Source organism: Janthinobacterium sp. ROICE36, assembly GCF_002869965.1.
GTDB lineage: Bacteria > Pseudomonadota > Gammaproteobacteria > Burkholderiales > Burkholderiaceae_D > Janthinobacterium.
Genome location: NZ_PEBS01000043.1, coordinates 19,327 through 31,991, shown reverse-complemented (window position 1 = coordinate 31,991; position 12,665 = coordinate 19,327). Strand labels below are relative to the sequence as shown.

Sequence of the window (12,665 nt, the reverse complement as noted above, 5' to 3'; positions counted from 1 at the left end):
ACTCTCAGGCATTGTGCATGAAACCGCTTGAAGGATAGCCATGACTCCGAAACGACTGTTGCCGACGACCTTGATGTCCCTGCTGTTGCTGGCCGGCTGCGCCGCGACGGCGCCGCCGGCCGCGCAGCATGCCGTCGCCGCGCCCGACAATGCCGCGCAAGGCATCGGCATGCTCGAGCGCGTCAGCTGGGGCGTGAACGGGGGCAGCGTGCGCCAGTTGCAATCGCAAGGCTGGAGCGCTTATCTGCAGGCGCAGTTGCACCCAGGAAGAACGACCTTGCCGCCTGCCGTCCAGGCGCAGATCGACGCCATGACCATCAGCCAGATGCCGCTGGATCAATTGGTGCTTTCTATGGAGCAAAAGCGCAAGGATGCTGCTGGCGTGATGGACGACATGGCGAAGCGGCAGGCGCAAAAGGATTACCAGCAGGAACTCAATCGCCTGGCGCGCGAAGCGGCCACGCGCTCGCTGTTGCTCGATGTGTATTCACCAAACCAGTTGCAGCAGCAACTGAGCTGGTTCTGGCTCAACCATTTCAGCGTGCATCAGGGCAAGCACAACTTGCGCGCCATGGTGGGCGATTACGAGGCGAACGCCATCGCGCCGCATGCCTTGGGGAAATTTCGCGATTTGCTGGGCGCGACCGTCCACCATCCGGCCATGCTGCGCTATTTGGACAATGAAGCCAATGCCGTCAAGCGCATCAATGAAAACTATGCGCGCGAGCTGATGGAGCTGCATACCCTGGGCGTGAACGGCGGCTACAGCCAGGCTGACGTGCAGGAACTGGCGCGCATCCTGACGGGCGTGGGCGTCAACCTGGGCACGGACACGCCGAAAGTCAAACCGGCGCTGCAATCGCAATACGTGCGCCGGGGCTTGTTCGAGTTCAACCCGAACCGCCACGATTACGGCGACAAGCAATTCCTCGGGCAAACGGTGAAGGGCCGGGGGCTGGCCGAACTCGATGAAGCGCTGGACCGCCTCAGCCGCAGTCCCGCCACCGCGCATTTCATCAGCGGCAAGCTGGCCCAGTATTTCGTCGGCGACAATCCACCCGCGCCGCTGGTGGCGCGCATGGCGGCCACCTTCCAGCACAGCGACGGCATGATCGCCGACGTGCTGCAGACCATGTTCAGCAGCCCGGAGTTCAGGCAATCGCTGGGCAAGAAATTCAAGGACCCCATGCATTATGTGGTGTCGGCCGTGCGCCTCAGCTATGACGACAAGCCCATCCTGAACGCGGGTCCCATGCTGAACTGGCTCTCGCGCATGGGTCAGCCCCTGTACGGGCGCCAGACGCCCGATGGCTATCCGCTGGCTGAAGCCTCCTGGGACAGTCCCGGGCAGATGACGACGCGCTTCGATATCGCCCGCACCATCGGCTCGGGCAGCGCCGGCCTGTTCAAGACGGATGGCCCGCAGCCGCAGGAAAAGGTCGCGTTTCCCCAGCTGGCCAGCGCCTTGTATTACCAGTCGCTGCAGCCAGGCTTGAGCCCCGCCACGCGCCAGGCCCTGGAGCAGGCCGCTTCGCCGCAGGAGTGGAACACGTTTTTGCTGTCTTCGCCAGAAATGATGCATCGTTGAAAGGATTACCATGCACCGCCGTGACCTGTTGAAAGCCCTGGCCGCCGCGCCCTTGCTGTCGCACGCGGGCAGCTTGCTGGCCGCACCTGCCACGAATGCCCGGCTGCTGTTCGTCTTTTTGCGCGGCGGCTATGATGCGAACAACTTGCTGGTGCCTGTCGGCAGCGATTTTTACTATGCATCGCGGCCGAATATTGCCATTGCGAAACCGGGTGCGGACAATGGCGCGCTGGCCTTGACCGCCGACTGGGCCCTGCATCCCGCCTTGCGCGAGACCATTTACCCCATGTTCAATGGTGGCGAGGCGGCCTTCATTCCATTTGCGGGCACGACGGATTTGACGCGCAGCCATTTCGAGACGCAGGACAGCATCGAACTGGGACAGGACATCGGCGGGCGCCGCGATTTTCGCTCGGGCTTTCTGAACCGGCTGGCGCAAAGCTTGAATAGCAGTAATCACGCCATTTCCTTCACCGACCAGTTGCCCCTGATCTTCCAGGGCGGCGTGCAAGTGCCGAACATGGGGCTGCGCTCGGTGGGCAAGTCGGGCATTGATGCGCGTCAAAGCCAGCTTATCGCCGCCATGTACAAGGGCACGCCCCTGCAGCAACCGGTCAGCGCCGGCTTTGCCGTGCGCGACGATGTGACGAAGGAATTGACGGGAGAAATGCAGGCGGCCAACCGCAACGCCATCAGTACCAAGGGTTTTGAACTGGAAGCGCAGCGCATCGCCCGCTTGATGAAGGACAAATACAAGCTCGGCTTTGTCGATGTGGGCGGCTGGGATACGCATGTGGGGCAGGGCGGCGCCAACGGCTACCTGGCGGGGCGTTTTGACGAGTTGGGGCGAGGCCTGGCCGCGTTTTCGCAGGAAATGGGCAGCGCATGGCGCGATACCGTGGTGGTGGTGGTCAGCGAATTTGGCCGCACCTTCCGCGAAAACGGCAACCGCGGCACGGATCACGGCCACGGCAGCGTGTTCTGGGTGCTGGGCGGCGGGATCAAGGGCAAGCAGGTGGCGGGCGAGCAGGTGGCGATGTCGCAGGCGACGTTGTTCCAGAACCGCGACATGCCCGTGCTCAATGAATACCGCGCCGTGCTGGGCGGCTTGCTGCGCCGCACGTTCGGCTTGACGCCGGCGCAACTCGATCATGTGTTTGCCGGCGTCAAACCGGTGGAGCTGGGACTCGTGTAAATCAGCGAACCTCCGTGTTACGCTACGCCTGCGCAACTGGCGCGTAACTAAGCCCCGTCCCTGTCCCCGGTGCGGGGCACGAATGGAGTGGTATGAGCGATACCCAGCGCGACATCGTCAGCGCAGGCTTTTCCCTGGCCCTGATTGCCGTGACGGCCTTCGTCATGCAGCGTTTCTTTTTGCCGCTCGTGTGGGCCGGCATCCTGTGCGTGGCCACCTGGCCCCTGTACCTGCGCGTGCGTGCGGCGCTGGGCCAGCGCACCATCATCGCGGCGGCCGTGCTGACCCTGGCGTTTGCCTGCATCTTCATCATACCCGTGCTGTTCGGCGTGGCGCAGGCGGCGCGCGAAGTGCCCGTGCTGGCCAATTTCATCGTCCATGCGAATACCGAGGGCTTGCCCGTGCCGGACTGGGTTGCGCACATTCCCCTGGCGGGCAGCGCCATCGGCGACTGGTGGCTAGCCACCCTGAGCCAGCCTCATGGCCTCGGCCACTTCTTTGCGGGCAGCGCCGTGGGCGGCTTTCATTCCGCGCGCGACATGCTGAAAATCCTCGGCGCAGACGTGTTCCACCGCCTGGTCGACTTTGGCCTGGCCTTCTTGTGCCTGTTTTTCTTTTACAAGGATGGCGAAGCGCTGACGCGTCAGATCACGGCCGTCGGCAGCCATTTCCTGCGTCCTGAACGCTGGGGCCGCTATGCGCAAAAAATTCCCACGGCCATCCGCGCCACCGTGAATGGCCTGGTGCTGGTGGGCCTGGCCGAAGGCGTGCTGATCGGTATCGCCTACGCCATCGCCGGCTTGCCGTCGCCGGCCCTGTGGGCGTTTGCCACGGGCATCCTGGCCATCATCCCGTTCGGCGCGCCCTTGGCTTACCTGTGCGCCGCTGCCTTGCTGGTCTTCCAGGGCAATGTGGGCGCCGCCATCGGCGTGGCCGCGTGGGGTACCGTGGTGCTATTCGTGGCCGACCACTTCGTGCGCCCCGGCATGATCGGCAACGCCACCCGCTTGCCCTTCCTGGCCGTGCTGTTCGGCATTCTGGGCGGCGTGGAAACCCTGGGTCTCGTGGGGCTGTTCATCGGCCCTGTCGTGATGGTGCTGTTCGTGACCTTGTGGTACGAAGCGAATGTGTATGACAAGGTGCCTCCAGTGAAAACACCTGCCAGCCCGGCCACATCGGAACGCACACAGTAATGAGGGGTCGGTCAGCGTTGCCGCTGGCCGGTACTGGCGCGCTCCCGGCGTGGCCGGGCGAGGCTTTCAAGTAAGATTACCGAAAACCCCGGAATACGCCGAGAAAAATCGTAGCGAGCGGCAACGAGTTGTGGCTAAGAAGCGCAGCTGTACTTTAGTACAGCGAGCATCGCAGGCCGCAAATCGCGCCGCGTAGTAGATTTTTACGGCGTATTTAATGCGCCTTGGATAAGATAAGCAACCAACGGCGCATCAGCAGCACTTCAACATAGCCCGGCTCGATGCCCGTACCGCACTCGATCAGGGGATTGACGGTGTAGTAGCGCTTGCGGAAGTCGCGGCAGACGAGGATTTCGCGCTTGCCCATGCGGACGAGGAAAGAGCTTGGGGCGTATTCCAGGCCGAAGCGTGAGCCAAAACCGCTATTCAATGTTGCCATGACAATTCCTTTGAGGGAGATGTGTTGAACGAGTCACCAGAATAGCATAACTACTGTATGAAAACACAGCTACTGTATGAATAAACAGTATTTTTTTACGGGTGTGGTTTTTTTGATCAGCACCACGAACAGGAAAGTGAGCGCAGTTTGCAAGAGAAGAATGACATGGGCATGACGACGGGTTGGACCACGAAACTGCGCCGCTTCGTCGAGGCGCGCCTGTCGCCCGAGGGCGAACTGGGTCTGCATATGACTGTCGGCGTGGCGCTGATGCTGGTGGCCATCGTGGTGTTCCACGAGATCGCCGAAGCCGTGATGGGCATGGCCCGGATCACCGTGATCGACTTGCAGGTGGCGCAGTGGTTCAACCAGCATGCCGTGCCATGGATTACCCGTTGCCTGCTGATCGTCACGCATATGCACGGCGTGATCGGCGCCATCACCCTGGCGACCTTGCTGGGCGGGTATCTGCACCGCAAGGGCGCCACCTATTGGCTGTTTACCCTGCTCATCACCATGCCGGGCGTCATGTTTTTGAACCTGCTGCTAAAGTACATTTTTATCCGTGCGCGGCCCAGTTTTGACGAGCCCATCTTGCAGACGGCCCTCAGCACCTACAGCTTTCCCAGTGGCCATACGGCCACTTCGACGGCCCTGTACGGTTTGCTGGCCGCCTACCTGATTTGCCAGACGGCACCGGGCGCCTGGGGCAAGCGCATCGCCATCGCGCTGGGTGCCTTCCTGATGGCCTCACTCGTGGGTTTCAGCCGCATCTACCTGGGCGCACATTATCTGAGCGATGTGCTGGCGGCCATGGCGGAAAGCTATGGCTGGCTGGCCATCTGCATCGCCGGCGTGTCGACCCTGCGCCGCCGCCGGCATATCCGACAAACCACATAAGGGGAATGATCCTGAGCAAAATTGCAGTCATCATCAACGGGGGCGCCGGCTGCGGCTATGCGCCCGACTGGGCGCAGCAGCTCGAAGCACAGTTCCTGGCCGTGGGGCTCGACGCCGCCATCACCCTGGCGCAAAGCGGGGCCGAGATGATCGCCACGGCCGAGCAAGCCTTGCGCGATGGCGCGCCTATCGTCGTGGCCGGTGGCGGCGACGGCACCATCAATGCCGTCGCCTCTGTCGTCATGGGCAGCGGCACGCCGTTTGGTGTCTTGCCGCTGGGTACCTTGAACCATTTCGCCAAGGATTTGAATATTCCCTTGGCGCTCGATGCGGCCATCGCCAATGTGGCGCAGGGCGTGCTGCACCAGGTCGACGTGGGCGAAGTGAATGGCCGTATCTTCCTGAATAATTCCAGCCTGGGCCTGTATCCCGATATCGTGCGCGACCGCGAAAAGCAGCAGCGCCGGCTGGGGCGGGGCAAGTGGCTGGCCTTCAGCTGGGCCCTGGTGGCTGCCTTGCGCCGCTATCCATTTCTCAGCGTGCAATTGAAACTCAAGGACGCCGTGCATGCGCGCCGCACGCCGTTTGTCTTCATCGGCAATAATGAATACCTGATGGAAGGCTTGAATATCGGCGAGCGCGAGCGGCTCGATGGCGGCCAGCTGAGCCTGTACGTGGCGCAGCGTCCGGGCCGCCTGGGCTTGCTGAAACTGGCCTTGCACGCGCTGTTCGGCAAGTTGTCGCAAGCCAAGGATTTCGATATGCTGACGGCCAATGAGCTGGAAATTGCCACGCAACATCGCCGCCTGCGCGTGGCCACCGATGGCGAAGTGAGCATCATGAATACGCCGCTGCAATACCGCATCCGCCCGGCCGCGCTGGCGGTGCTGGTGCCGGCCCCGCCTCCAGCGTCGGAGTAAGGCCATGCGTACCCTCGTGCATTTATCTGATTTGCATTTTGGCAGGGTCGATGCGGCCCTGCTGCCGCCCTTGCGCGCGCTGGTCGAGCGCCTGGAACCGGACGTGGTGGTGGTCTCGGGCGACCTGACCCAGCGCGCGCGCAGCGCCGAATTCCAGCAGGCGCGAGCCTTTCTCGACAGCTTGCCGGGGCCGCAGATCGTGGTGCCGGGCAATCATGACGTGCCCCTGTATAACGTCTTTTCCCGCTTTTTGACGCCGTTGCTGAAATACCGACGCCATGTCACGGACGATTTGTCGCCCGAATATGTGGACGAGGAAATCGCCGTGCTGGGCGTCAATACGGCCCGCTCCCTGACGTTCAAGGATGGCCGCATCAGCCACGAGCAGATTGATTTCCTGCGCGAACGCCTGGACCGTTTGTCGCCCGGTTTGACGCGCATCATCGTCACGCACCATCCATTTGACTTGCCCGAGCATTTCGACAACGATGACTTGGTCGAACGCGCGCCGCTGGCGCTGCAAATGTTTTCCGAATCTGGCGTGGACCTGTTACTGGCCGGCCATTTGCACGCCAGCCATGCGGGTGACACCTCGGTGCGCTACAAGATCGACGGCTACGCTGCCCTGATGGTGCAGGCGGGCACGGCCACATCAACGCGGGGCAGGGGCGAGTCGAACTCCTTCAATGTCATCCGCATCGAAGACAGCTGCATCAGAGTCGAGCGCTACAGCTGGAATGAAGACAGCGCCGACTTTGAAAAAGTCAGCACGGAAGCGTTCGAGCGCCAGGGCGGCGCGTGGGCCAGTTTGCGGCCCTTGTAGCTTGGATGATGGGGGTAGACGTCAACCGGCACCAGGAGTGGCAGGCAAACTGACCAGGGCGAGGCAATGCAACAACGCCCTGGACTGTTTGACGGCAACTCCCTTACAGCCAGTAATTCATGAAACGTGCCGCCCACTCCTTCATGCGGTCGCTCAAAGGCCGCATTTCCCATTTCGCTTTGGTAATTTCTTCCGAGTCGCGCAAGTCTTCTTGGAAGGCGTTTTCCATTTCGCGGCCGAAGCTGTCGCCCAGCACGATCACGTTCAGTTCGCTGTTATGCAGGAAGCTGCGCATGTCGATGTTGGTCGAACCTACCGTTGACCAGGCGCCGTCGATGACGGCCGTCTTGGCGTGCAGCACGGCCAGTTTCAAGTGGAAGATGCGGATGCCGCCGGCCAGCAGCTGCTTGTACAGCGCGTGTCCTGCATGGAACACCAGGCCGCTGTCGGATACGCCGGGCAGCACCACGGTGACATCCACGCCCCGCTTGGCGGCTGCGACCAGCGCGTCGACTGTCTGCTGGTCGGGCACGAAATAGGCGGACGTGATGTGGATGGATTTTTTCGCTTCCTGGATGGCTAAAATATATGCCTTGTAGATTTCAAAGCCGCCGTCCGGCTCGCTGGCCACCACGCGCACCAGCTTGTCGCCCACTTCGGACAACACGGGGAAATAATTGGCGTCCGGCAAATCGGCCTGGTCTTGCTGGGCCCAGGTGCGGATGAATAGCCACTGGAAGGCGGCCACGGCCGGGCCTTCCACTTTCACGTGCGTATCGCGCCAGCCCACGTCCTTCTTGTCGGTGGGTTTCGATTTCGAGCGGAACAGCGAGCTTTTCGCATAGGTATCGCTGATATTGATGCCGCCCGTAAATGCCATCTTGCCGTCGACGATCAGCACCTTGCGGTGGTCGCGGTTGTTGATCTTCCAGTCGTCGCCCTTCAGCTTGGCCGGATTGACGGGGTTGAAGGCCACCAGGTGCACGCCGGCGGCGCGCATGCGCTCAAAGAAGGCCTGCGGCACGCCCAGGGTGCCCACGCTGTCGTAAATGACGTTGACCGTCACGCCCGATTGCTGCTTTTCGATCAGCATGTCGGCAAATTTCAGACCCAGCGGATCCTGGTCGAAAATATACGTTTCCAGGTTGATGCTGTTCTTCGCTTCGCTGATGGCCTGGAACATGGCGGCCATGGTTTGCGGGCCGTCAAACAGCAGGGTCACCTTGTTGCCCTTGATCAAAGGCACGCCCGTGGCCGCCTCTTCCAGCGCGGCCTGGGTCTTCAAGTCCATGCCGGACTTGGCCCAGCGCTTGTTGAGCAGGGCGGCGCGGCTGTTGACGTTCAGCATGGCGCCCTTGCCCGTGATCACATTGGGCCTGTCCACGGGGGCCAACGTGGTGTTGAGGTTCTTGACATCGGGCAGCGAGGCGCATGCAGCCAGGGTCCAGCACAGCAGTAGGGCGGTGAGGCAGGGTTGCATGCGACAAGCGGTCATTTTTGAGCCTTGATGGTGGGGGACAGGTTTGCCGAGTCATCGGCCAATGCCAGAGGTGGCGGGTTTTTCGAGCCGAAGAAGAAGACGATGGGCGAGCGCAGGAAGCGCTTGCCCAGAATCTTCAACAATTGCATGCCGTGCTTGAAGCGCACCTGGCGCGAACGCAGGGCCACCCACAGGGCCAAACCGAAGCTGACCAGCAGGTTGGCCGTGCCGATGGCGAAGATGCCCGACAGCGACTTGACGGCCAGTTGCCAGCTCATGTTGTGGTCCAGTCCCACCAGCGCCGTGGCAAAGTTGGCGGCCGAGAAGGTGATGTGGCGTATATCGATCGGCAAGCCGATCAAAAAGCCCAGGGTGCCAATGGAGCCCAGCAGGATACCGAAATAGAAATTCCCCATCAGCCCGCCCAAGTTGTTTTCCAGGTACAGGCCCAGCCGTTGCAAACGCTCCTGGCCGATCACACGGCCCAGGCCGCGCAATTGCGCGATGCGCTGCGCCCAGCGCGTGTACAGCGCTTGGTTGTCATAGTAGCCCGAAATCAGGCCGGCCACGAACAGGCACACGCCGGCAATCATGGCGTAGAAGATGGCGGGGCTGCCGATGGGGTCGATATCGTGCAACAGATGCATGGCTTTTTCCGGCGACACCAGGTGGTGGCCCGTGATCGCCTTGTAGCCCAGTGCGATCAGCCAGGCCGTGGGAATGGCCGTGGCCAGGTTGCCCAGCACGGCCATGTTTTGCGTGCGGAAGACCTTGCTGATCAGTTCCGCCATACTGTCGAGGTCGATATTCCTGCCATCCTTGCTGTGCAGGCCGGCGGCGATGCGCGAGGCCGTCATGGCCGGCTGCTTGGTGGCTACCGTGAAGTGCAGCAAGTGGATGAACATGAAGCCGATCGAGTAATTCATGCTGAACATGAACGCTTCGACCAGCGGCGCCGAGCGCAAATACGACATCAGGATCTTGAACAGGGCCATGAAGCCGATGATGATGCCTGCGCCCGCCGATGACAGGAACATGGCGCCCATCTCGCGCCGGCTTTCCGCGATGTAGTGTTCGCCCGTGCGGCTGGCGTTTTCCGTCACATTGCGCGCCAGCAAGTTGATATTGTCGGAAAACAGGTCGCTGACCTTGTACTTGTGGTTATGCGCGCGTATCAGTTCCAGCGCCAGCCCAACGGCGCCTGCGCGGCGGCGGCTGACAGGCTGCGGGTGCAGCAAGTCTTGCGTGGCGTCCACCGTGATGGCGGCGATATCCACGTTGGCGGAGCTGGGCAGCTCGCCGCTCGTGTCGACCAGAAACAGCAGCTTGCGCAGGCGGTCGATGCTTTGCGCCAGCGCCACCAATAAATACGTGAGGGGAATGCTGGTGCCCTGGTACAGCGCTTTCTTGCGGATCTTGGCGATGACGGCATCGCACTGGTCCAGCATTACCAGCAAATGGCGGGCGTCCTCGATGTGCTCGATATTGCCGTGCAGCAGATTCGTGTAGGCGTCCAGGTAGGCGTTCACTTCCGTGTTCTGCACCATGAACGGCGACTGGAACACTTCAATTTCGTTATGGAAACGCGTCAGTTCCGGTTCCAGTCCCATGGCGCAGACGCGGTAGGACAGGGTGCGGATGGCGTCGAGCATGCCCGGCAGCATGATATTGCCATCGCCGATGGCCAGTTCGATATCGTCGCTGGTGAGCACGTCGAACAGTTCCAGCCAGTCCGTGGCAGGCACGTTGCTGATCCACAAATAATCGGTCTTCAGGTACAGCACCTGATCGAGTGCGTCGTTCAGGTACTCGTCGCCCAGGGCGGGTGGCAGCATGCGGTAGGCGATGCGGCGTTTCAATTCGGTGAAAAAGCCGTTGTTCGACAGCACGCCGATGTCCGTGTACAGGCTGGCGTGGCGGCGCGCGGCCAGCACGCGTAACACGTATTCGTGCAGGGCGCGCGCTTGCGCGGGGTTACCTTTGAGTAGTTGGCGCAGGGTGCGCACGTTGGCGATCGCGGTAGCGCTATCGTGGGGATGCTTGGGACGCAGTGAGTTGAATAATTCCACCAGCAAGTCGATATTGCTGGAGTTGGGGTCAATGCGTTCGAGGATAGCTAGCATGCAAAAAAAACGGGCGAGCCGCTGTCGGTAAAACCAGTAGTGTACCGCCTGCATCAAATCGCGCAACGTTCGCCACCGAACGTTGCGTTACGGCAGGGCCTGCTTTTAACGCCATTTTGCCGCAAGTACCACAATCGTGGCCACTCTTGCGTGTTGTCAGTGCGCGACTCTTTTCCCCGGGCTAAGCTGAAGTTTCTGTTGTACAACGCACGGATGGCTGGACAAAAAGCGAGGATAAGGTAACACTAAGATCAGACATACAGCGCATGTCCTGATCAATACCGGGAAGTTTCATTCACGTTACCGAGATATTTATCATGAAGACCTCGTATTTTGCGCTTGCTGTGATAGGGATGGGGCCATTCGCGCTGTGCGCAGCGGCCCAGGCTGCCGATGGCGCGGGCAGTGCCGCATCGAGTAACGTTGCCGTGTATGGCGTGCTTGACGCGGGTATCGTTGCCGAACGGGGCTGTGCCGCCAATTGCGCCGGCAGCAAAGTGTCCGGTGGCGTCGCATCCGGTTCGCGCCTGGGGCTGCAGGGCCGCGAAGCCTTGGGCAATGATGTCTCCGCCGTATTTACCCTGGAAGCGGGCGTGCAGAACGGCACGGGGCAGTCGGAAGACGGGCGTCTGTTTGGCCGCCAGGCTTACGTGGGCCTGGACAGCCGCCTGGGCGCGCTGACCTTGGGGCGCCAGTACAACCTGCAATACCTGGCGCTCAGCGACGTGGCCGACCCGTTCAAGGGCGGCATGGCCGGCAGCGCCAGCAACCTGGCCGGCTACAGCGTGAAACGCTATGACAATACCGTCAAATACGTGACACCCGCCTTGCGCGGCGTCTCCGCCAGCACCATCTACAGCTTTGGCGAGTCACCGTACAGCAGCGCCAACAATCGCGCGTATGGCGCCACGCTCGGCTATTCGGCCGGCGCCGTGAATGTCAGCGTGTCGCACCAGCGCAAGAACAACTTCATCCTCGCCTCCGGCACCCTGCCCGCCATCGACATGTCATCGCGCAACACCCTGATCGCGGCAAATATTGACCTGAAAGTGGCCACCGCCTTTGCCGCCGTGGGCGTCAACAAGGGCTATGGCAGTTCGCCGTGGGACCCCAGTAATGCGTACAGCTCGCTGGCCCTGTCGATGTCGTCGTCGGACAGCCGCGACACCTTGCTGGGCCTGTCCGTGCCCGTGGGCGGCTTCAAGCTGCTGGCCTCGTACGTGCGCAAGGATGACCGCGACCTGGCCAACCGCGACGCCAGCCAGGTGGCTGTCGGGCTCACGTATTCCCTGTCAAAACGCAGTGACTTCTACGCCTCTTACGCGAAAATCCACAACAAGAATGGCGCCCGCTACACGGTGGGCAATGCCAGCGACGCTGGGCGCGGCGACGCGGCCTTCAATATGGGCTTTCGTCACGGCTTTTGAACGGCAGCGGTGGAGGGCGCAGGGCACCTTGCCCCCAGCCACTTGCCATTGCTCGTCACGTTCACCTGTTCCGGCGTGCCGCGCGCGCTGGTCGTCACCGCCAGTTGCATGCTGAAAGCCTGGTCGCCACTGAAGCGTACCTGGCCTTCGCCGCTCGATTTCGGGTTCGCGCAGCTGAACGACACGTTCATGCCGCCCGCGATGTCGGTGTTCTTCGAGCTGCAATCGCCGGGCTGGCCCGTGGGTATCTGCTTGCGCGCCGCCATTTCCGGCGTCACGCACGCCGTCACGCGCACGGCGCCATCGGCGCCCACGGTGGGCATGGCCATGCCGCGGCTGGCGGCCATGCTTTCCAGCTGTTTGCGTTGATCGGGAGGAAGGTTGCCCAGCTGCTGCAGCACCATGGACATGGCGTTGTCGGTGGCGGCATCCGGCGACGCCATCTTGCTGTCGACTTGCCACAGGCCCGGCTTGATGGTGGCCGTCTGGGCGCTGGCCTGGGCGCCGAGGGCGGCGCAAGCGAGCAGGGTCAGGCGTAGCAGGGATAAGTTCATTGTGGGGTCTCCGGTATGGGCAG

11 protein-coding genes are annotated in these 12,665 nt (G+C 61.8%); 7 read left to right on the top strand and 4 right to left on the bottom strand.

Going from position 1 to position 12,665, the window contains the following annotated elements:
* Nucleotides 1–40 precede the first annotated feature (40 nt).
* From CSZ94_RS17605 to CSZ94_RS17595, 3 genes are all read left to right on the top strand, one after another.
* On the top strand, nucleotides 41–1,588 hold the full coding sequence (locus CSZ94_RS17605) for a DUF1800 domain-containing protein (RefSeq protein WP_102122694.1): 1,548 nt from the start codon (nucleotides 41–43) through the stop codon (nucleotides 1,586–1,588).
* Between the two features lie 10 nt (nucleotides 1,589–1,598).
* Entirely contained in the window at nucleotides 1,599–2,783 is a 1,185-nt protein-coding gene (locus CSZ94_RS17600) for a DUF1501 domain-containing protein (RefSeq protein ID WP_102122693.1), read from the top strand.
* 92 nt (nucleotides 2,784–2,875) lie between these two features.
* A complete protein-coding gene (locus CSZ94_RS17595; protein WP_102122692.1) occupies nucleotides 2,876–3,976 on the top strand; it encodes an AI-2E family transporter in 1,101 nt (366 codons plus the stop codon).
* Between the two features lie 214 nt (nucleotides 3,977–4,190).
* On the opposite strand, the gene CSZ94_RS17590 is transcribed toward CSZ94_RS17595, so the two are convergent.
* Nucleotides 4,191–4,415, bottom strand: coding sequence for a hypothetical protein (locus tag CSZ94_RS17590; protein WP_010396348.1), 225 nt, complete (start codon nucleotides 4,413–4,415; stop codon nucleotides 4,191–4,193).
* 171 nt (nucleotides 4,416–4,586) lie between these two features.
* Here CSZ94_RS17590 and CSZ94_RS17585 point away from each other — a divergent pair, with 171 nt between their 5' ends.
* Genes CSZ94_RS17585 through CSZ94_RS17575 form a run of 3 tightly spaced genes read left to right on the top strand, consistent with a single transcriptional unit; the run spans nucleotide 4,587 to nucleotide 7,058 of the window.
* Nucleotides 4,587–5,315 (top strand): phosphatase PAP2 family protein, encoded by a 729-nt coding sequence (locus tag CSZ94_RS17585; RefSeq protein WP_308410573.1) that lies wholly within the window; start codon nucleotides 4,587–4,589, stop codon nucleotides 5,313–5,315.
* 5 nt (nucleotides 5,316–5,320) lie between these two features.
* Entirely contained in the window at nucleotides 5,321–6,235 is a 915-nt protein-coding gene (locus tag CSZ94_RS17580; RefSeq protein ID WP_102122691.1) for a diacylglycerol/lipid kinase family protein, read from the top strand.
* Nucleotides 6,236–6,239: 4 nt separating this feature from the next.
* Nucleotides 6,240–7,058 carry a metallophosphoesterase family protein gene (locus CSZ94_RS17575; protein WP_102122690.1) on the top strand — a complete coding sequence of 273 codons (819 nt, stop codon included), beginning with the start codon at nucleotides 6,240–6,242 and terminating at the stop codon, nucleotides 7,056–7,058.
* Between the two features lie 103 nt (nucleotides 7,059–7,161).
* Here the strand turns inward: CSZ94_RS17575 and cls are convergent, their stop codons facing one another.
* Both cls and CSZ94_RS17565 read right to left on the bottom strand, forming a co-directional pair.
* Nucleotides 7,162–8,538 (bottom strand): cardiolipin synthase, encoded by a 1,377-nt coding sequence (gene cls / locus CSZ94_RS17570; protein WP_374703590.1) that lies wholly within the window; start codon nucleotides 8,536–8,538, stop codon nucleotides 7,162–7,164.
* Between the two features lie 11 nt (nucleotides 8,539–8,549).
* Entirely contained in the window at nucleotides 8,550–10,661 is a 2,112-nt protein-coding gene (locus tag CSZ94_RS17565) for a site-specific recombinase (RefSeq protein WP_102122718.1), read from the bottom strand.
* Nucleotides 10,662–10,978: 317 nt separating this feature from the next.
* Here CSZ94_RS17565 and CSZ94_RS17560 point away from each other — a divergent pair, with 317 nt between their 5' ends.
* Nucleotides 10,979–12,088, top strand: coding sequence for a porin (locus tag CSZ94_RS17560; RefSeq protein ID WP_102122688.1), 1,110 nt, complete (start codon nucleotides 10,979–10,981; stop codon nucleotides 12,086–12,088).
* On the opposite strand, the gene CSZ94_RS17555 is transcribed toward CSZ94_RS17560, so the two are convergent.
* Nucleotides 12,076–12,642: a DUF3617 domain-containing protein gene (locus CSZ94_RS17555; protein ID WP_102122687.1), complete on the bottom strand. Its 567-nt coding sequence runs from the start codon at nucleotides 12,640–12,642 to the stop codon at nucleotides 12,076–12,078. The two genes, CSZ94_RS17560 and CSZ94_RS17555, sit on opposite strands and share 13 nt — an antisense overlap.
* Nucleotides 12,643–12,665 lie beyond the last annotated feature (23 nt).